This window comes from Cupriavidus sp. Agwp_2, from assembly GCF_040784895.1.
Lineage (GTDB): Bacteria > Pseudomonadota > Gammaproteobacteria > Burkholderiales > Burkholderiaceae > Cupriavidus.
Genome location: NZ_CP088084.1, coordinates 1376047 through 1394428, shown reverse-complemented (window position 1 = coordinate 1394428; position 18382 = coordinate 1376047). Strand labels below are relative to the sequence as shown.

At 68.5% G+C, this 18382-nt stretch carries 19 protein-coding genes; 16 read left to right on the top strand and 3 right to left on the bottom strand.

Annotation, left to right across the window (positions count from 1 at the left end):
• Positions 1-8: 8 nt before the first annotated feature.
• From LPA45_RS24065 to LPA45_RS24055, 3 genes are read left to right on the top strand one after another with little or no spacing between them, the layout of a single operon-like run.
• Positions 9-1052: a ferredoxin--NADP reductase gene (locus LPA45_RS24065; RefSeq protein ID WP_116318684.1), complete on the top strand. Its 1044-nt coding sequence runs from the start codon at positions 9-11 to the stop codon at positions 1050-1052.
• A gap of 1 nt (position 1053) precedes the next feature.
• On the top strand, positions 1054-2685 hold the full coding sequence (locus tag LPA45_RS24060; RefSeq protein WP_317925311.1) for a FadD3 family acyl-CoA ligase: 1632 nt from the start codon (positions 1054-1056) through the stop codon (positions 2683-2685).
• Positions 2686-2702: 17 nt separating this feature from the next.
• Entirely contained in the window at positions 2703-3149 is a 447-nt protein-coding gene (locus LPA45_RS24055) for a nuclear transport factor 2 family protein (protein ID WP_367395117.1), read from the top strand.
• 74 nt (positions 3150-3223) lie between these two features.
• On the opposite strand, the gene LPA45_RS24050 is transcribed toward LPA45_RS24055, so the two are convergent.
• On the bottom strand, positions 3224-4090 hold the full coding sequence (locus LPA45_RS24050; RefSeq protein ID WP_317925313.1) for an SDR family NAD(P)-dependent oxidoreductase: 867 nt from the start codon (positions 4088-4090) through the stop codon (positions 3224-3226).
• Between the two features lie 231 nt (positions 4091-4321).
• Here LPA45_RS24050 and LPA45_RS24045 point away from each other — a divergent pair, with 231 nt between their 5' ends.
• From LPA45_RS24045 to LPA45_RS24035, 3 genes are read left to right on the top strand one after another with little or no spacing between them, the layout of a single operon-like run.
• Positions 4322-4744 (top strand): nuclear transport factor 2 family protein, encoded by a 423-nt coding sequence (locus tag LPA45_RS24045; RefSeq protein WP_116318680.1) that lies wholly within the window; start codon positions 4322-4324, stop codon positions 4742-4744.
• Entirely contained in the window at positions 4741-5595 is an 855-nt protein-coding gene (locus tag LPA45_RS24040; RefSeq protein ID WP_317925314.1) for an SDR family NAD(P)-dependent oxidoreductase, read from the top strand. Before LPA45_RS24045 ends, LPA45_RS24040 begins: the two co-directional genes overlap by 4 nt.
• 35 nt (positions 5596-5630) lie before the next feature.
• Positions 5631-6389 (top strand): SDR family oxidoreductase, encoded by a 759-nt coding sequence (locus LPA45_RS24035; protein ID WP_317925315.1) that lies wholly within the window; start codon positions 5631-5633, stop codon positions 6387-6389.
• 45 nt (positions 6390-6434) lie between these two features.
• On the opposite strand, the gene LPA45_RS24030 is transcribed toward LPA45_RS24035, so the two are convergent.
• Together LPA45_RS24030 and LPA45_RS24025 are read right to left on the bottom strand one after the other, a co-directional pair.
• Positions 6435-7334 carry an NAD(P)-dependent oxidoreductase gene (locus LPA45_RS24030; RefSeq protein WP_317925316.1) on the bottom strand — a complete coding sequence of 300 codons (900 nt, stop codon included), beginning with the start codon at positions 7332-7334 and terminating at the stop codon, positions 6435-6437.
• Positions 7335-7390: 56 nt separating this feature from the next.
• Complete coding sequence (locus LPA45_RS24025) at positions 7391-8221, bottom strand: SDR family NAD(P)-dependent oxidoreductase (protein ID WP_317925317.1); 831 nt, start codon at positions 8219-8221, stop codon at positions 7391-7393.
• Positions 8222-8432: 211 nt separating this feature from the next.
• Between LPA45_RS24025 and LPA45_RS24020 the strand changes: the two genes are divergently transcribed.
• The 10 genes from LPA45_RS24020 (at position 8433) to LPA45_RS23975 (ending at position 18367) form a co-directional block, all read left to right on the top strand.
• Positions 8433-9620, top strand: coding sequence for a helix-turn-helix transcriptional regulator (locus tag LPA45_RS24020; protein ID WP_317925318.1), 1188 nt, complete (start codon positions 8433-8435; stop codon positions 9618-9620).
• Between the two features lie 206 nt (positions 9621-9826).
• The gene (locus LPA45_RS24015) at positions 9827-10543 is read left to right on the top strand and encodes an EthD domain-containing protein (RefSeq protein ID WP_317925319.1); all 717 of its coding nucleotides are present in this window, start codon (positions 9827-9829) and stop codon (positions 10541-10543) included.
• Positions 10544-10662: 119 nt separating this feature from the next.
• Positions 10663-11559 carry a VOC family protein gene (locus LPA45_RS24010; RefSeq protein ID WP_317925320.1) on the top strand — a complete coding sequence of 299 codons (897 nt, stop codon included), beginning with the start codon at positions 10663-10665 and terminating at the stop codon, positions 11557-11559.
• A 5-nt stretch (positions 11560-11564) separates the two neighbouring features.
• Positions 11565-12455: a CoA transferase subunit A gene (locus tag LPA45_RS24005; RefSeq protein WP_317925322.1), complete on the top strand. Its 891-nt coding sequence runs from the start codon at positions 11565-11567 to the stop codon at positions 12453-12455.
• 47 nt (positions 12456-12502) lie between these two features.
• Complete coding sequence (locus LPA45_RS24000; protein WP_317925323.1) at positions 12503-13303, top strand: CoA-transferase subunit beta; 801 nt, start codon at positions 12503-12505, stop codon at positions 13301-13303.
• A gap of 18 nt (positions 13304-13321) precedes the next feature.
• Complete coding sequence (locus tag LPA45_RS23995) at positions 13322-14212, top strand: enoyl-CoA hydratase (RefSeq protein WP_317925324.1); 891 nt, start codon at positions 13322-13324, stop codon at positions 14210-14212.
• Between the two features lie 8 nt (positions 14213-14220).
• Positions 14221-15303, top strand: a complete 1083-nt coding sequence (locus LPA45_RS23990; RefSeq protein WP_317925331.1) for a nitronate monooxygenase — start codon at positions 14221-14223, stop codon at positions 15301-15303.
• Positions 15304-15322: 19 nt separating this feature from the next.
• Positions 15323-16123 (top strand): enoyl-CoA hydratase family protein, encoded by an 801-nt coding sequence (locus LPA45_RS23985; RefSeq protein WP_317925325.1) that lies wholly within the window; start codon positions 15323-15325, stop codon positions 16121-16123.
• The gene (locus LPA45_RS23980) at positions 16113-17279 is read left to right on the top strand and encodes an acyl-CoA dehydrogenase family protein (RefSeq protein ID WP_317925326.1); all 1167 of its coding nucleotides are present in this window, start codon (positions 16113-16115) and stop codon (positions 17277-17279) included. The genes LPA45_RS23985 and LPA45_RS23980 overlap by 11 nt, the downstream gene beginning before the upstream one ends.
• Before the next feature lie 20 nt (positions 17280-17299).
• Positions 17300-18367, top strand: coding sequence for an acyl-CoA dehydrogenase family protein (locus tag LPA45_RS23975; RefSeq protein WP_317925327.1), 1068 nt, complete (start codon positions 17300-17302; stop codon positions 18365-18367).
• Positions 18368-18382: the final 15 nt, after the last annotated feature.

Here is an 18382-nt window from a genome sequence, read left to right as displayed (position 1 = left end):
AGGACATCATGGCGCCAGTGCAATTCCATCGGCTGCAGATCGCCGAAGTCGTCACGGAAACGGAGCATGCGCGTTCGCTGGTGTTCGCGCTGCCGGACGGCCTGCGCGACACCTTTGCCTACCGTCCCGGGCAGTTCCTGACCCTGCGCGTGCCCGTCGACGGTGTGCCGCTGCAGCGCTGCTATTCGCTGTCGAGCACGCCCGAAGTGGACAACGCCTTGCGCGTGACGATCAAGCGGGTGCAAAGCGGGCGCGTGTCCAACTGGATCTGCGACCACCTTGGCGCGGGCGATACGGTCGAGGTGATGCCGCCTGCCGGCGTCTTCACCCCGCCCACGCTGTACGGCGATTTCCTGCTGCTGGCCGGTGGCAGCGGCATCACGCCGGTGCTGTCGATCGCCAGGGCGGCGCTGCGCCACGGGCGCGGCGCGGTGACGCTGGTGTATGCCAACCGCGACGAGCACTCCATCATCTTCCGCGAGGCGCTCGGCGAACTGGCGAACAACCACCCCGGCCGGCTGCGCGTGATCCATTGGCTGGACAGCGTGCAGGGGCCGCCGACGCAGCGCCAGATAGAGGAGCTGGTGCGGCCCTGGAGCCTGGCCGAGTGCTTTGTCTGCGGCCCGGGCCCGTTCATGGACGCGGCGCAGGCGGCGCTGCAGCAGCTTGGCGTGCCGCGCGGCAAGCTGCATGTCGAGCGCTTCGTTTCCCTGCCGGATGCACCGGCGGCAAGGCCCCCGGCGGGGCCTGCCTCGATCGAGCCGGCCGCCATGCGCGGCGCGGCGCTGACGGTGCAGCTCGACGCAGACACACACCAGCTCAACGTAGCGCCCGACGAGACCTTGCTCGACGCGCTGCAGCGCGCCGGCGTGGCCGCCCCCAGCTCCTGCCGGGCAGGCCTGTGCGGCGCCTGCATGTGCCAGGTGACGCAGGGCGACGTGACGCTCGGCGAAAACCATGTGCTCGACCGTGCCGACCTGGACGCGGGCTGGACGCTGGCCTGCCAGGCGCGTCCGGCGAGCGATGAAATCCACCTGAAGTTCCCGGATTGACATGACCCCATCTGACACCATCGACGCCATTGCGGAGCCGGCGACCCTCGACGCCGCTGCCCATGAGGACATTGCCGCCACCATTCCCGAACTGGTGCGGCGCGCGGCGCTACGCCATGGCGAGCGCATCGCCATCCAGGAAGACGGGTTGCGCCTGAGCTATGCCGCGCTGGATGCCTGCCGGATCCAGGCGGGCCGCGCGCTGATGGCGCTCGGCGTACAGGCTGGCGACCGGGTTGCCGTGTGGGCGCCGAACTTCTCCGAATGGATCATCGCGGCGCTGGCTACGCAAAGCGTCGGCGCGGCGCTGGTGCCGCTGAATACGCGCATGAAAGGTGCCGAAGCCGGCACCGTGCTGGCAGACAGCGGCGCGCGGCTGCTGTTCTGTGTCGACGACTTCCTCGGCGAAAGCTATCCGCAGATGCTGGCGCCGCATCGTCCCGCCACGCTGGAGCGGCTGGTGATCCTGCGGCCCGGGCAGGGCAGGGCGCTGGCCGACGGCGAGCTGGCGTGGGATGGCTTCCTTGAACTGGCGCAGCAGTCAGACATGGCGGCTTTCGCGCAGCGCGAGGCCGGCGTGCGCGGCGACACGATGATGGACATCATGTTCACGTCGGGCACCACCGGGCGCCCCAAGGGCGTGATGACCGCCCACGCGCAGAACCTGCGCGCCGTCGACGGCTGGGCTGCGATCACGGGCGTGCGCGCCGGGGACCGCTACCTGATCGTCAATCCTTTCTTCCATACCTTCGGCTACAAGGCGGGATGGCTTGCCGCGCTGTCGCGCGGGGCCACGGTGCTGCCGCACCTGGTGTTCGATGCCGACGCCGTGATGACCCGCGTGGAGAACGAACGCATCACGGTGCTGCCGGGGCCGCCGACGCTCTACCAGACGCTGCTCAACGCGCCACGGCTGCGCGAGTTCGACCTGTCATCGCTGCGGGTTGCGGTGACCGGCGCCTCGGCGATCGCGCCCGTGCTGATCGAACGCATGCGCGATGAACTGGGCTTCGACACCGTGATTACCGGCTACGGCCTGACCGAGTCTTGCGGCTTTGCCACGCTGACCCGCGCCGGCGACGATGCCGAGACGGTTGCCGGCACCTCCGGGCGCGCCATGCCGGGGATCGAACTGCGCTGTATCGATGCGCAGGGGCAGCCGGTCGCCACCGGCGAGCCGGGCGAGGTGCTGGTGCGCGGCTACAACGTGATGCAAGGCTACTTCGGCTTGGCCGGCGCGACGGCAGAAGCCATCGACGCTGACGGCTGGCTGCATACGGGCGATGTCGGCACGCTCGATGCACGTGGCTACCTGCGCATTACCGACCGCATCAAGGACATGTTCATCGTCGGCGGTTTCAACTGCTACCCGGCGGAGGTCGAGAAGCTGCTGACAGCCCACCCGGCGGTAGCCCAGGTCGCCGTGGTGGGCATGCCGCACGAGCGCCTGGGGGAGGTCGGACGCGCCTACGTCGTCCTGCGCCACGGCGCACGCCTGGATGCCGAAACCCTGATCGTCTGGGCGCGCAGGCAGATGGCCAACTACAAGGTGCCGCGCGAGGTGCAGTTCGTGGCGTCTCTGCCGGTCAGCGCGGCGGGGAAGGTGCTGAAGTACCAACTGCGCGAAGGCTGATCAACGGGGGACTGAATATGACCGACATTGCCAGCATTGCCGACCGCCTTGCGCGGCTGGAAGCCTCGGATGCGATCCGGGCGCTCAAGTTGCGCTACCTGCGCGCCTGCGATGACAAGGATACCGAAGCCATGCGGGCCTGCTTCGTGCCGGACAACGCGCATATCCACTATGACCGCATTGGCAGCTTTCCCGGGCGTGATGCGCTCGTGCAGTGTTTTGCGGAGCTGGCTTGCCGGCCTACGCTGCGCGAGATGCATTTTGCCGGGCAGTCGGATATCCGGCTGCTGGATGAGGCGTCGGCGCAGGGTAGCTGGGATCTTGCGTACCTGGCGTTTGATGATGCCAGTGGTTTGCGTACGTTCCTGACCGGGCGTTATGCGGACGAGTATGTGCGGGTCGATGGGGAGTGGTTGATCCGGTCGACGGTGTTTACGACGGGGTTGTTGTCGCAGGGCAGCTAAAGCCGCGCTTGTTCCTCCCCGCTCCCGCTTGCGGGAGAGGGGAGCGATGCGCGGGGCGTTGGCTAGTCCAATCCCTATTCAACGATCGCCGGATGCACCGCCGGCGGGCCACCCAGCACCTCCCGGTACGAAGGCGGCTGCACCCCCTCGGCATCGACAATCCCATACTCCAGCGCCGCCTCCGCCGCGATCAGCACCTGGCCCGATTTCTCCATCAGCTCGGGATCGCGATACAGCGCTTCAATGACTTTCCCGGTGAATTCAGGGGTCTCCGCCACCGGTGCGAATGACGCGTACTTGTCGGGATGCTGCTCCCACACGCGCTGCGTGCGCGCGGTGCGCAGCGGCCCCATCCATACCGATACCGCGGCGACGCCATGCGCGCGCAAGTCAACCGCCATGTCATGCGCGAACTTGTCGATGCCGGCCTTCTGCGCCCCGTAAGCCGGCCCATGCATATAGCAATTGGCGCCGAAGGATGATGTAAACACGATCAGCCCCCGCCCGCGCGCCGCCATCATTGGCGCCGCATGCCAACTGGCCACGTAGCCGGAGCGCAGGCCCACGTCGAGAATACCGGTCATCTCCAGCGGCTTTTGCCAGAACGGACCGGGCATGATCAGTTCGTCATGCAGGAAGGTGGCGTTGTTGACCAGGATATCGATCCGCCCCGATTCCTCGCGCACCTGTGCAAACAACCGCGCAACCTGCGCATCGTCACGATGGTCGCACGCGACCGCGATGCCGCGCCCGCCCAGCGCATCGATCTCGCGCGCCGTGGCATGGATGGTGCCTGGCAGCGGCGCGCTGCCTTCCTGTTCCGTGCGCCCGGTCACGTACACCGTGGCGCCGGCAGCGCCGAGCGCCAGCGCGATGCCCTTGCCGGCACCGCGCGAGCCACCGGTGACAACCGCGACGATGGCCTGTTCCGCCTGCTTCATGTCTGTCTCCTGTATCAGTGATGGGCGGGCGCCGTTGCGGCTGCCCGCGCTCGTCGAAGCTTGGGGCGGGCGAGGCCCCGGTACATCCTTCGTTCGGACTAAGCGGCCTGCCCACCGGCTACTCCACGCGGACGATGGCCCGCTGCGCGGCAGGGCTGACGATAGTCACCATCCCAACGACCGGCCGCGCATCTTGCACCGGGCGGTCACAACCAAGGAGTGAGCCTGGCCATGTCCGAACTGGAGCACAAGCAAGCCATTCACGCGCTGACCTGCCGCTACGCGCAGGCAGTGGACCGGCGCGATTTTCCAAGCCTGGCGGAGCTGTTCACCCCGGATGCGCGGCTGAGCGGGCCGGGCTTCCGCATGGACGGACCGCAAGCGATCGCCGACGGCATGACGGCGCTCGGCCAGTACCACGCCACGCAGCATCACGTGCACCAGCAACTGGTGGAAATCGACGGCGATACCGCGGCCGGCGAAACCTATTGCGTGGCCAACCACCTGTACGAGCAGGGCGGCGTGCCGCGCAAGCTGGACTGGGGCATCCGTTACCAGGACCGCTTCGAGCGATCCCAGGGCCAGTGGCGCATCGCGGCGCGCGAGCTGGTGGTCGAGTGGACGCAGGACCTGCCGCTGCAGGGGGCACGATGACCACGGACCGTGTACTGGAAGGCAAGACGGCCCTCGTCACCGGCGGTGCCGGTGGCATAGGCGCGGCCAGCGCGCTGGCGCTGCTGCGCGACGGCGCGGCGGTAGTGCTGATGGGCCGGCGCCGCGAAGCGCTGGAAGCGGCACGGCGCGACCTGCTTGCGCAAGTGGCCGGCGCCACGGTTGCCATCAACGTCGGCGACGCTTGCCGCGAGGCTGACGTGCAGGCCGCGCTGCAGCAGGCCTGGGAACTGGGGGGCCGCCTCGATATCGTGGTGGCGACGGTCGGCGGCGGGGGCTTCCGTCCCATGCTGATGCATGACACCCCGTCACTGATGGCGGAGCTGGAGCTGAATATCGCCAGCGCCTTCCTGGCGGTACGCCACGCATCGCCGCTGATGGCGCCTCATGGCGGCGCGATCGTCTGCATTTCTTCGAACGCGGCACGCATGACCTGCCGCTGGCTGTCGGCATACTGCGCCGCCAAGGCGGGCCTGGAAGCATTCGTGCGCGCGGCGGCCGAGGAACTGGCCGGATGCGGTATCCGCGTCAATGCGGTGCGGCCGGGCCTGACACGCTCCGGCGCGACCGGGCCGATGTTCGAGAACCCGGCCATGCTCGACAAGTTCGTTGCGCAGATGCCGCTGGGCCGCGCCGGCGAGCCGGACGACATTGCCAGCGCGGTGCGCTACCTGGCAGGGCCGGAATCGGGCTGGGTCACCGGCCAGAGCATCGCCGTCGATGGTGGCAGCGAGCTGCGCGGCAATCCCATCCTCGATGAAACCGTGGCGGCGGTGTATGGCGAAGCCGCGCTGCGCGCGGTGCTGGCCGGCAGGATTCCCGACGCGGCCTGAAGCGGCCTGAAGCGGACCACACAAGGAGAGAAACGATGAATCAGGTCAAGGACAAGGTCGCGCTGGTCACCGGCGCGGCCAGTGGGGTAGGGCGCGCCGATGCGTTGCTGCTGGCTGCGGAAGGCGCGCGCGTGGTGCTCACCGATGTCAATGAGGAGGCCGGGCGCGCGCTGGCCCGCGAGATCGGCGATGCGGCGCAGTTCGTACGCCACGACATCGCCAGTGAAGAGGACTGGCGCAAGGCCATGGCCGCCGCGCTGGACCGCTTTGGCCGCCTCGACGTGCTGGTCAACAACGCGGCCATCTGTCCGGTGGGATCGATCGAAGAGACCTCGCTCGACTGCTGGCGGCAGGTCATGCGCGTCAATGCCGACGGCTATTTCCTCGGTTGCAGGTTCGGCGTGCAGGCAATGAAAGGCAACCCGGCCGGTGGGTCCATCGTGGTGATGTCGTCGGTGGCTGCACTGGGCGGGCTGCCGATGATGTGCGCGTACAGCGGTGCGAAAGGTGCCGTGACCGCGCTGACGCGCAGCGTAGCCGTGCACTGCAAGCGCAACGGCTACCGCATCCGCTGCAATTCGATCCACCCCGACGGCATCTGGACACCGATGACGCAGGCGCTGGTGCCGGACCTGGATCCGGTGGCGCTGGGCATCGGCACGGACCCGATGGCACGCATGTGCCAGCCGGAGGATGTGGCCAAACTGGTGCTGTTCCTGGCGTCGGACGCGTCGCGCTTTATCAATGGCGCGGAACTGCGCGTCGATAACGCGCAACTGATCTCAGGACTGTAGGGCCGGGTGCGGCGGCCTGCTTGCGCGGGCCGCCGCCATGCCTGCTTACCGATACTGCGCCACGATCTCGCTCACCGTGCGCAGGATGTCACGGCGGCGATAGCCGAGCAGCGCGGTCTCGGCCGCATCCGGCTCGTAGTAGAGCGTGTTGCCCCGGCCGAAGCAGATCGCCGAGTCAGGCAGCAACGGATGTTCCTGGTCGATGACCGGCGGAACCGGGCGGCCGGCATCGCGGAAGAACGCGCCGAAGTAGTCCTGGAACGTCAGGTTCTCGTCGCCCACGAGGTAGGCCCTGCCATTCTCGCCGCGCAACAGCGCACCTTCGATCGCCTCCGACAGCGACATGGCCGAGATGAAATTGACGCCGCCCGGCGGCGCGAAGTCCGGCATCGGCGCAAAACCGCCCCTGGCGTAGTCGGTATAGGCCTTGAACATCGGGACCATCAGGCCCGGCACCGTGCCCACCACGAACGGGGCATTCACGCTGCTGACGCGGAAGGCATCCGTCGCCAGTGCGCGCACGCCTTCGTCGGCCAGCTTGCGCGAGCGGATATAGGCGTTGTCCTCTGCCAGCCGCGGTGCCGCCTGCGGATAGAAGCTGCCGACATGCACCGCGACCCGGATGCCCGCATCGCGCGCCGCGCGGAAAAAGCGAGGCACGCCTTCGACGTTGGCGCGTTCCCAGTGTGCCGCTTCATCGCCGCCGGGCGGGACATGGCGCACATCGTTGCCCGCGGCGAATACCAGCGCCTCGAAGGCACCGAGCTGCGCCGCGGGCAGGTCATTGGCGATGTAGTCGCAGCGCAGGAAGTCCAGTGCGCCCAGCGGCGTGCCGGAGGCGGGGCGGTTGCGGCCCGCGATGGTGACATCGTGCCCGCGGCTGCGCAGGTGCAGGGCCGCGTGGCCTCCGATCATGCCGTTGCCGCCGACGATCAGTATCTTCATGCTTGTCTCCTTGGTTGGGTGATGTGGCCGGGTGGTGCGGCCGCGTGGCGCGGCCATCAGAGGTTCATGCCGTTGCCGCCGATGACCGGCATGTTGGTCCACGCCCCATTGGGGTCGCGGTACCAGCCGGCGGCGGCCAGGGCGCCGCCGTTGACATGCAGGGCCGTGCCGGTGATCCAGGCAGCGCGCGCGCTGGCCAGGAACAGGATGCCGTCGGCGATGTCCTGTGGCGTGCCGAAGCGGCCCAGCGGGATCCAGCGCGGGATATGGTGCTGGTGCTCCGCGGCGACCATCTGCGACACCGGGACCTGCGGGGTTTCGGTGGTTTCGGGTGCGATCAGGTTCACGCGGATGCCCGCCGGCGCCAGCTCCAGCGCCAGGCTTTGGGTGAAGCCGGTGATGGCGGCCTTGAAGGCGCCGTAGACGCTGCAGTAGGGAATGCCGCGGAAGCCCTCGATCGACGACACGCTGACGATGCTGCCGGCCCCGCTGCGCCGCAGCAGCGGCAGCATGGCGCGCGTGACCGTGAAGACGTGGCCGAGGTTGGCGGCGTAGAGGCTGGCAATCTCGTCGTCGGCGTAGTGCTCGAACGGCTTGGCGATGCGCAGGAAATCCCCCACGTTGTTGACCAGCACGTCGAGGCGCCCAAATCGTTGTTCGATCTGCGCGGCCAGTTCGCGTACGGTGCCGGCATCGGCAGCATCTCCCTGCACCACCAGCACGTCGGCGCCGGCCTTGCCCAGCAGCGTGTGGGCATGGTTGGCGCGCTGTGCGTCGATCTCGATGATCGCGACGCGCGCACCCTGCTCCAGAAAGGCTTGCGCGGTAGCGAGCCCGATGCCGGCGCCGCCGCCGGTGACCAGCACGGTCTTGTCGGTGAAATCCATCTCAGTTGCTCTCCTTCGGTTGCACTGCGGGGATGCGTGCATTGGATCCGCGGCGGGCGGGGCGAACATCGTCCGATTGCAGGTCAGGGAAAACACGGAGAGCCGCGCATTGGCGGGCAGCGGGCGGACAGCGTCCCTATAATCTGCGCTGCCCCCAGGTGCCGCAGAGCGCCGGTCAGCACACACGTGGTGTGGATTCAGGAGACAAGGAATGTTGATGGCGACCGTTGAGGCGCAGGAAATGGCGTCGCCTTTGCTTGCGCAGTCAGGCTTGAGCGTCACGCAGTTCAGCGCGCTGCTGGCCGCGGTCTATGAAGGGCCGATGGAACCCGTGCCCTGGGGCCACGCGCTTGAAATGCTGCGCAAGCAACTCGATGCCAGCTATGTGAGCTTTATCCTGCGCTCGCCCGCCAGCGACCGCAGCGGGCTGGCGGTGCATGCCTCGGCGCACGGCACTTCGCTGGAGGCAGAGGCCTCATACAACAGCTACTACTACGCGATCGATCCCTTTATCAACCTGCCCACCGACCGCGCGGTGACGGTCGATGAAGCGCTGGGCGCCGGCAACTGGTGCCACAGCGAGATCTACCGCCAGTTCCTGCAGCCGCTCGGCATCCGCTACCTGTTGGGCGCGGACATCCGTACCGAGGATGGTGTCGAGTGCCGCCTGCGCATCTGCCGCCAGGACGACACGCGGGATTTCTCCGAAGTGGACAAGGCGACATGCGGCGTGATCCTGCCGCACCTGAAGCGCGCGATCCGGCTGCATTCCCGGCTGGACGTGGTCGAATCCGAGCGCTCTCTCTATGCGGGCGCGATCGACCGCATGCTGGTGGGCATGGTGATCCTCGACGCCTCCGGCAAGATCCTCAAGAAGAATCCCGAGGCTGACGAAATCCTGGCGGAGAACGACGGCATCCGCCTTAACGGGAACACTTTCGAGATTGCCTACGCCCAGGAGAGCCGCAAGTTCCAGTACCTGCTGCGCCGCGCGCAGTTGGGACATCACGGCAGCGAGCCGGCGCTGGCCGAAGCCATGTCGATCACCCGTCCGTCGGGGCGCGGCAAGCTCGGCGTGCTGATCCGCACCATCCCGCTCAGCGAATGGTCGGAAGAAAACCGGCATCGGCCCGCCTGCGCGGTCTTTATCCGCGATCCCGAGCGCAAGTCGCGCGCCTCGCACGAGGTGGTGCGCAAGCTGTTCGACCTCACCCCCGCCGAAACCGCACTGGCGCTGGTGCTTGCCGATGGCATGACGCTCGACGAAGCAGCACAGGCCCTGGGTACCAGCAAGAACACGGTACGCGCCCACCTGCGCTCGATCTTCTCCAAGACGGGGGTTACGCGGCAGGCCACGCTGGTGCGCATGCTGCTGAGCAGTGTCGTGACGCTCGGCTGAGTGCCATCGCAAAGTACGTCCCCCTAGTCCGATTGGAGGATGAGCGCCGCCATCCGCGCGCCTAGCATGCACAGGACCAGCGGGCGCGGCACAAGGATGGCACGTCAGGCGGATGCAGCAAGGCATGCGGTCCGCGCCCGTTCCTGTTTCGCGCACGCTTCAACCTGTCCGGCCACGGCCGGCACCTGTACCAGGGAGCGTGGAGCATGGAAAAAATCATCTATATCGTCTGGCGCGAGCCGCGGACCGAGCCGGCGGATTTCGCGCGCCGGCTGCGCACGACGCTTGCGGACAAGCTGTTGGCGCTGGGCGCGCGCGGACTGCAGGTCAACGTGGCGGATGACGCCGTACTGCCTGCCGCCGGCCTGCGCCAGACCAATACCCGCCCGCAGATGGAGGGGCTGGTCTCGGTCTGGATCGACAGCGCCGTCGACCGCCTGCGCCAGCCGTTCGACCAGGCGGTCGAGGCCGCGGCCGGCCGCATGGCGGGCTATCTTGTCACGGAGTCCCAGCCGATCCGCAATACGCGCTTCCCGGCCGCGCCGGGCGAGCGCACGCCCGGCTTCGCGCAACTGGCTTTCCTGACGCGGCCGCCCCGGCTCACGCCGCAGGCGTGGCTGGACACCTGGCACAACCACCACACGCAGGTGGCGGTCGAGACCCAGGACAACTTCCTCTACGTGCAGAACGTGGTGGTGCGGCCGCTCACCTACGCCGCGCCACCTTGTGACGCCATCGTCGAGGAATGCTTCCCCGACGCGGCGATGACCGACCCGCAGGCGTTCTTCGATGCCGTCGGCGATGAAGAGAAGTTCCAGCGCAACCTGCAGGCCATGATGGCAAGCTGCCAGCGCTTCATCGACTTCGACAAGATCGACGTGGTTCCCACCAGCCAGTACATCGTCCGCCCCGCCACCGCCTGAATCGGGCACCGGAAGCCGGCACCGGATCGGCTAGTCCCACTGGACGATGTGCCGGGTGGCAGCGCACGGAAGAATAGGTCTCATCAGCCAGTAGTGGCAACGAACCAGAGGAGACCGGCATGTTGGATATCCGTGCGCTTGGCTACATCGTGGTCGAGTCCACCGACCTGGGGCAATGGCGGCACTACGCCGAGCAGGTGCTCGGCATGGCCTGTTCCGGCGCCCCCGGCGGTGCACTGTACGTGAAGATGGATGAGCGCGACTACCGCTACCTGGTGGTGCCGGGCGCGCGCGACCGCTACCTGGCATCCGGCTGGGAACTGGCCGACGAACTCGCTTACCGTCACGCACTCGACGCGCTGCGCCAGGCTAATGTTGAAGTCGTGCACGCCAGCGCCGCGGAGCTGGCGCAACGCCGCGTGCAGGCCATGGCATGGTTTGCCGATCCGTCGGGCAACCGCCACGAGATTTCATGGGGCATGCGCTCGGACTTCCTGCGCTTTGTCTCGCCGGTCGGCGTGCCGCGCTTCATCACCGGCCCGATGGGCGCCGGCCATACGGTGCTGCCCGCTCCGGCCTTTGACGAGACCTACGCCTTCCTGCGCGACGTGATGGGCTTCGGCCTGTCCGACATCTTCCGCGTGCGCTTCACCAGCGACCCCAACGAGCCGGAGAAGCGCATCCACTTCCTGCACTGCGCCAACGGCCGCCACCACAGCCTGGCGATCTTCGAAATGCCGTCCGAGGCCGGCTGCATCCACGTGATGGCCGAGGTGCCTGACATGGCCGAGGTGGGCCGCGCGCTCGACCGCGTGCAGCAGCACGGCGTGAAGCTGTCCGCCACGCTGGGCCAGCACTGCAATGACCGCATGACTTCCTTCTACATGAAGACCCCCGCCGGCTTCGACCTCGAATACGGCCACGGCGGCCTGGTGGTGGACTGGGGCCATCACGCCGCCTACGAAGCCACGCGCGTCAGCCTGTGGGGACACGACTTCAGCATCGGATACCGCTAAACGCTATGACCAAGACAATCGACAAGACCATGAGCGCGGCCGACGTGGTCGGCCAGCTCGCCGATGGCATGACCCTCGGCATCGGCGGCTGGGGGCCGCGCCGCAAGCCGATGGCGCTGGTGCGCGAGATCCTGCGCTCGCCGCTGAAAGACCTGACCGTGGTCGCCTATGGCGGCCCCGAGATCGGCATGCTGTGCGCGGCCGGCAAGGTGCGCCGGCTGGTGTTCGGCTTTGTCTCGCTCGACGTGATCCCGCTTGAGCCTTATTTCCGCCAGGCGCGCGAGCGTGGCTTGCTGGAGGTGACGGAACTGGACGAAGGCATGCTGCAGCTCGGCCTGCGCGCGGCGGCGGCGCGGCTGCCGTTCCTGCCGACGCGCGCTTCATTGGGTACCGACGTGCTGGCGAAGAATCCGCAACTGAAGACCGTGCGCTCGCCCTATGCCGATGGCGAGGTACTGGTGGCGATGCCGGCGATCGAGCTCGACGCGGCGCTGCTGCACGTGAACGAGAGCGATGTGCTCGGCAACACCCGCATCGACGGCCCGGACCCGTTCTTCGATGAATGGTTCGCCCGCGCCGCGCGGCGCTGTTATGTGAGCTGCGAGACGTTGCATGCGCGCCTTGAGGAAGAAGACCTGGCGCACGCCCGCAACAACCCGTTCGAGCGCTCGCTGGTGGCGGGCGTGGTGCATGCCCCCGCCGGTGCCCATCCGACTTCCTGCGCACCGGCCTATGGCTGGGACCTCCCCGCGCTGAAGGCGTACTGCGCCAGCGCCGAGGCAGAGGACGGCTTCCGCGCTTACCGCGACGAAGTCGTAGGCCAGAGCGAGGCGGCCTACCTGGAGCGCATCGGCGGCCTCGGCCACGTGCGTGACCTGCCGCTGCCGGTGCTTTGATTTCGCCAACCTACCCGGCAACTAACTCGCCAACCCAAGGAGCGACCGTGAGCGCCACTTATGAATTCACCCGCGCCGAGCTGATGATCGCCGCTGCCGCCCGCGTCTGGAGCGACGACGGCGAGGTGCTGGCCACTGGCATCGGCACCGGCCCGCGCATCGCCGCCGGCCTGGCGCGGCTTGCGCATAACCCCGGCCTGCTGATGACCGACGGCGAGGCCTACCTGGTGGAAGCGCCGGTGCCGCTGGGCCCGCGCGAGCCCGGCTACAAGGTACGCGCCAGCGGCTGGATGGGCTATTCGCGCGTGTTCGACTGCCTGTGGGGCGGGCGGCGCCACGCGCTGGTGATGCCGACGCAGATCGACCGCTTCGGCCAGGCCAATATCTCCTGCCTGGGCGGCACGCATGCGCAGCCGAAGACGCAGCTGCTCGGCGCGCGCGGCTTCCCGGGCAACAGCATCCACCACGCCAATTCCTTCTTCGTGCCGGGGCACAGCACGCGCGCGTTTGTCGGCGGCGAAGTCGACATGGTCTGCAGCGCCGGCTACAACCCGGCGCGCCAGATCGAAGGGATGCGCAGCTTCGTCGACCTGCGCGTGATCGTCACCGACCTGTGCGTGATGGATTTCGGCGGACCCGACCACGCCGTCCGCGTGCGCTCGCTACACCCGGGCGTGAGCTTCGGGCAGGTGCAGGCGGCCACCGGTTTTGCGCTGGCAAGTACGCCCGGCGAAAGCTTGCCGGAGACAGCACCGCCGACGCCGGAAGAGCTGCGCCTGATCGCCCGGCTCGATCCGCACAACCTGCGCGCGACGATCGTGCGCGGCAATCCTTCCGGACGCGCTTGAGACTGGGAACACGCCGACATGACAACGCCAGCCATCGAACCCACCAGCCTGGGCCCTAACGCCGAGGTGCTCTACCAGGTCGCGGACGGCATCGCCACCGTGACCATGAACCGGCCGCAGTTCCACAACGCGCAGAACTCGAAAATGACTTATGCGCTGGACGAGGCCTACCGGCGTGCTGCGGCGGACGACACAGTCAAGGTGATCGTGCTGCGCGGCGCCGGCAAGCATTTCTCCGCCGGGCACGACATCGGCACGCCGGGGCGCGACATCAACGAGTCGTTCGAGCGCGCCTCGCTCTGGTATGACCACGTCAACAAGCCTGGCGGCGAATTCCTCTATGCGCGCGAGCAGGAGGTCTACCTGGGCATGTGCCGGCGCTGGCGCGAGCTGCCCAAGCCGACCATTGCGATGGTGCATGGCGCCTGCATTGCGGGCGGGCTGATGCTGGCGTGGGTGTGCGACCTGATCGTGGCGTCGGACGATGCCTTCTTTGCCGATCCGGTCGTGCGCATGGGCATCCCTGGCGTCGAGTACTTCGCGCACGCCTACGAGCTGCACCCGCGCATCGCCAAGGAATTCCTGTTCCTGGGCGAGCGCATGGGCGCGGAGCGCGCCGAGCGCATGGGCATGGTCAACCGCGTGGTGCCGCGCGACGCGCTGGAGGACACCGTCTACGGCATGGCCGCCAAGGTCGCGCAGATGCCGCGGCTTGGGCTGACGCTGACCAAGCAGGCGGTCAACCATGTGGAAGACCTGCAGGGCAAGCGCACTGCGATGGATGCCGTCTTTGCCTGGCACCACTTCGCCCATGCGCACAACGAACTGGTCAGCGGCGACAAGCTCGGCGGCTACGACGCGCGCGCCATGGCGGCGTCGCAACGTACCGGCGGCGAGGGGAAGGCATGAACACCGGCATGAGCAACGCGAGCCTGCACACAGTGCTGTGCGACCTGCTGGGTTGCCGCTACCCCATCGTCCAGACAGCGATGGGCTGGGTGGCCGATGCGAAGCTGGTCGCGGCCAGCGGCAACGCCGGGGCGTTCGGCTTCCTGGCCGGCGCGACGATCCCGCCCGGCGAGGTCGAGCAGGAGATCCTGCGCGTCAAGGCGCTCAGCGACCGGCCCTTTGGCATCAACTTCCACATGTTCCAGCCGAACGCGGACGAAGTTATCGAGATGGCGATCCGCCACCGGCTGCGCGCGGTCAGCTACGGGCGCGGCCCGGACGCGAAGATGGTTGGCCGGCTCAAGGCGGCTGGCATCGTCTGCATGCCCACGGTCGGCGCCGCCAGACATGCGGCCAAGGCCGTGGAACTGGGCGCCGACGTGGTCACCGTGCAGGGCGGCGAGGGCGGCGGCCATACCGGCGGCACGCCGACGACGCTGCTGCTGCCGCAGGTGCTGGACAGCGTCAGCGTGCCGGTGGTGGCCGCGGGCGGTTTCTTCGACGGCCGCGGACTGGCCGCGGCGCTGGCCTACGGCGCGGCCGGCGTGGCCATGGGCACGCGCTTCCTGATGTCGGCCGAATCGCCGGTGCCGGCGCAGACGCTGGAGCGCTACGTCACGGTGCGCGACCCGGCCCGCATCCGGGTGTCGCTAGCCATCGACGGGCTGCCGCAGCGGATGATCGACAACACGCTGCTGCTGGAACTGGAAAAGGCCGGCCCGTGGCGGCGCACCTGGCTGGCGCTGTCGGCCGCGCGCAAATGGCAGGCACGCACCGGCATGCGCAGCGCGCAGATGCTGGCGACCGCCTGGCGCGCCATGCGCGAGCAGGACTACAGCGCCGCCCAGACGCTGATGGCGGCCAACGCGCCGGTGCTGATCCAGCGCGCGATGGTGGAGGGGTGCCCGGACGAGGGTGTGCTGCCCAGCGGCCAGGCCGCCGCGGCAATCGGCGCGATCGAATCGTGCGAGCAGATCGTTTCCGGCATGGCCGCGCAGGCGCAGGCACGGCTTGCCGCGCTGGCGGGGACCGGACTGGCTGCGGCGGCCTGACACACAGACAGAGGAAACCATGCAAACGAACCACAAGACCGGGCCGTTCCGTATCGATATCGCCGACGGCATCGCCGAACTGGTGATCGACCATCCGCCCGTCAACGCACTCGACAACGCCGGCTGGCACGCGCTGGCCGCCGCCATCGACCGCCTCGGCACCGATCCCGCCGTGCGCGTGGTCGTGCTGCGCGGCGAAGGCCGCGGCTTCTGCGCGGGCGTCGATATCAAGGAGTTGGCCGCGCACCCGCAGCGCATTGTCGACGTCAACGCCGGCAACTATGCGACGTTCCGCGCCGTGCACCGCAATCCCAAGCCGGTCATCGTGGCGGTGCACGGCTTCGTGCTGGGCGGCGGCATCGGCATCTGCGGTGCCGCCGACCTCATCGTAGCGTCCGATTGCGCGCGCTTTGGGGTGCCGGAGATCGACCGCGGCGCCATGGGCGGCGGCGCGCACCTGCAGCGCATGTTCGGCGTGCAGAAGGTCAGGGCGATGTACTTCACCGGCGAGATGATCGACGCCGCCGAGGCGTATCGCCTTGGCGCGGTCGAGCGCGTGGTGTCCCGTGCCGAGCTGCGCGACGCCGCCATGACCCTGGCCCGCCAGATCGCGGCCAAGAGCCCGGCCATGCTGCAGCTCGCCAAGGAAGCGCTCAACGGCGTGGAAGACGGCAACCTGGAAGACAAGTATCGCTGGGAGCAGGGCTTCACGCTGCAGGCCTATATGAGCGCCGATTCCGGCGAGGCGCGCGCCGCCTTTGTCGAAGGCCGCGAAGCCAGCTTCGCCGGCATGGCACAAGGGGCGCGCGATGCAGCTTGAATATACCCGCGCCCAGCGCGCCTTCCGTGCCGAGGTGCGCGACTGGATGGCCGCGCACGTGCCGCGCACGCCGCTGGCCAGCTTCGACACCGAGGAAGGCTTTGCCCAGCACCGCGCCTGGGAAGCCACGCTCAACCAGGGCCGCTGGAGCATGGTCACGTGGCCGGCCGAACTGGGCGGGCGCGGCTGCGACCTGATCGAGTGGCTGATCTTCGAGGAGGAGTACTGGCGTGCCGGCGCGCCGATGCGCGTCAACCAGAACGGCATCTTCCTGCTCGGGCCCACGCTGATGGAATTCGGCACGCCCGCGCAGAAGGCGTGCTTCCTGCCGCGCATGGCCTCGGGCGAGCATATCTGGGCGCAGGGCTGGTCCGAGCCGAACGCCGGCTCCGACATGGCGGCGATCCGCTGCAGCGCGATCCGGGACGGCGATGACTATGTGATCAACGGCCAGAAGATCTGGTCGACGCGGGCGGTGTGGGCCGACTGGCTCTTTGGACTGTTCCGCACCGATCCCGCCTCGACGCGCCATCACGGGCTGACCTTCGTGCTGGTGCCGCTGAATACGCCGGGCATCACCGTGCGCCCGATCCGCCAGCTCAACGGCCAGACCGGTTTCGCCGAGATTTTCTTCGACGAGGTGCGCGTGCCGGTGGAGAACCGCCTCGCCGCCGAAGGCGCCGGCTGGCAGGTGGCGATGGCCACCGCCGGCTTCGAGCGCGGCCTGATGCTGCGCTCGCCCGCCCGCTTCCAGGAAACCGCGCGCGCGCTGGTCAGGCTGTACCAGGCCAACCGCGAGGCGGCGGACCGCGACCCCTCGCTGCGCGACGCGGTGCTGCGCGCATGGATGGACGCCGAAGCCTACACGCTGTCCACCTACGCCACCGCGAGCCGGCTGGTGCGAGGCGGCCATATCGGCGCGGAGTCGAGCACGAACAAGGTGTTCTGGTCCGAGCTGGATATCCACATGCACGACACCGCGCTGGCCATCCTGGGGCAGGCGGCGGAGGTCGCACCCGCCGGCCAGCCGCCGGGTTCGCTCGGCCACTGGCTGGACGGCTTCCTGTTCTCGCAGGCCGGCCCGATCTACGCCGGAACCAACGAGATCCAGCGCAACATCGTCGCCGAGCGCCTGCTCGGCATGCCGCGCGCATGACGGCACCGGGGGGAAACACGATGGATTTCGCATTGACCGAAGAGCAGGAACAGTTTGCCGATGCGATCCGGCGCTTCCTGATGACAGAGATGACGCCCGAGCTGACGCGCGAGCTGTGGAGCACGGGTACCGGCCGCTCCGACGCGCTGTGGCGCCAGCTTGCCGACCAGGGGCTGACCGCGCTGATGGTGCCGCAGGAGCAGGGCGGATTGGGACTGGGCGAGGTCGAGTGGGCGCCGCTGGCGCAGGCTTGCGGCTATTTCGCGCTGCCCGAGCCGCTGCTCGACACCGCGCTGGTGGCAACCGGCCTGCTGCGCGATGCACTAGCCGCCGCCCCGTATGCGTCGGCGCGCGAGCGCTGCGCCGCGCTGCTGGAGCGCATCGCCGCCGGCGAGGCCCGCGTGGCGGTCGCGCATCCGCAGGAGCGACTGGTGGCCGACGCCCATGTCGCCGATGCCATCCTCTGTGCGCATGAAGGCGCGGTCCACCTGCTGCGCCCAGACCAGGCCACGCTCACGCCGCGCACCGGCCTCGATCCGTCGCGCCGATTGTTCGAACTGGCGTGGCAGCCCCACGCGAGCACCGAGCTGATCCCCGCCGGCACCGGCCTGTGGGACATGGCGCTGAACCGTGGCGCGCTCGGCGTGGCCGCGCAGCAACTGGGATTGACGCAGCGCATGCTCGACCTGGCGATCGACTACAGCGCCCAGCGCAAGCAGTTCGGCAAGGCCATCGGCGCCTACCAGGCGGTCAAGCACCTGCTGGCCGACGTGGCGATCCAGCTTGAATTCGCCAAGCCGGTGCTGCTGCGCGCCGCCGCCGCGCTGGCGCATGGCCTGCCGGATGCGGGCCTGCATGTCTCGCACGCCCGCGTCGCAGCCGCCCGCTGCGCGTGGACCGCGGCGCGGCAGGCGATCCAGGTGCATGGCGCGATGGGCTACACCTGGGAACTGGACCTGCAGATCTTCACCAAGCGGGCCTGGGCACTGGCGGGCAGCTGGGGCGACCGGGCCTTCCACAAGGCGCGCCTGGGCGCGCACATCCTGGACGGCGCGCATGGCATCGGCGCCGGAGCGACCTTCGCCTGAATCCATTGAGAGCAA

Excerpts from the sequence above, each read along its gene's own strand:
- LPA45_RS24065 (WP_116318684.1), top strand. The coding sequence starts at position 9 with ATGGCGCCAGTGCAATTCCATCGGCTGCAGATCGCCGAAGTCGTCACG.
- LPA45_RS24060 (WP_317925311.1), top strand. The coding sequence starts at position 1,054 with ATGACCCCATCTGACACCATCGACGCCATTGCGGAGCCGGCGACCCTC.
- LPA45_RS24055 (WP_367395117.1), top strand. The coding sequence starts at position 2,703 with ATGACCGACATTGCCAGCATTGCCGACCGCCTTGCGCGGCTGGAAGCC.
- LPA45_RS24050 (WP_317925313.1), bottom strand. The coding sequence starts at position 4,090 with ATGAAGCAGGCGGAACAGGCCATCGTCGCGGTTGTCACCGGTGGCTCG.
- LPA45_RS24045 (WP_116318680.1), top strand. The coding sequence starts at position 4,322 with ATGTCCGAACTGGAGCACAAGCAAGCCATTCACGCGCTGACCTGCCGC.
- LPA45_RS24040 (WP_317925314.1), top strand. The coding sequence starts at position 4,741 with ATGACCACGGACCGTGTACTGGAAGGCAAGACGGCCCTCGTCACCGGC.
- LPA45_RS24035 (WP_317925315.1), top strand. The coding sequence starts at position 5,631 with ATGAATCAGGTCAAGGACAAGGTCGCGCTGGTCACCGGCGCGGCCAGT.
- LPA45_RS24030 (WP_317925316.1), bottom strand. The coding sequence starts at position 7,334 with ATGAAGATACTGATCGTCGGCGGCAACGGCATGATCGGAGGCCACGCG.
- LPA45_RS24025 (WP_317925317.1), bottom strand. The coding sequence starts at position 8,221 with ATGGATTTCACCGACAAGACCGTGCTGGTCACCGGCGGCGGCGCCGGC.
- LPA45_RS24020 (WP_317925318.1), top strand. The coding sequence starts at position 8,433 with ATGTTGATGGCGACCGTTGAGGCGCAGGAAATGGCGTCGCCTTTGCTT.
- LPA45_RS24015 (WP_317925319.1), top strand. The coding sequence starts at position 9,827 with ATGGAAAAAATCATCTATATCGTCTGGCGCGAGCCGCGGACCGAGCCG.
- LPA45_RS24010 (WP_317925320.1), top strand. The coding sequence starts at position 10,663 with ATGTTGGATATCCGTGCGCTTGGCTACATCGTGGTCGAGTCCACCGAC.
- LPA45_RS24005 (WP_317925322.1), top strand. The coding sequence starts at position 11,565 with ATGACCAAGACAATCGACAAGACCATGAGCGCGGCCGACGTGGTCGGC.
- LPA45_RS23995 (WP_317925324.1), top strand. The coding sequence starts at position 13,322 with ATGACAACGCCAGCCATCGAACCCACCAGCCTGGGCCCTAACGCCGAG.
- LPA45_RS23990 (WP_317925331.1), top strand. The coding sequence starts at position 14,221 with ATGAGCAACGCGAGCCTGCACACAGTGCTGTGCGACCTGCTGGGTTGC.
- LPA45_RS23985 (WP_317925325.1), top strand. The coding sequence starts at position 15,323 with ATGCAAACGAACCACAAGACCGGGCCGTTCCGTATCGATATCGCCGAC.
- LPA45_RS23980 (WP_317925326.1), top strand. The coding sequence starts at position 16,113 with ATGCAGCTTGAATATACCCGCGCCCAGCGCGCCTTCCGTGCCGAGGTG.
- LPA45_RS23975 (WP_317925327.1), top strand. The coding sequence starts at position 17,300 with ATGGATTTCGCATTGACCGAAGAGCAGGAACAGTTTGCCGATGCGATC.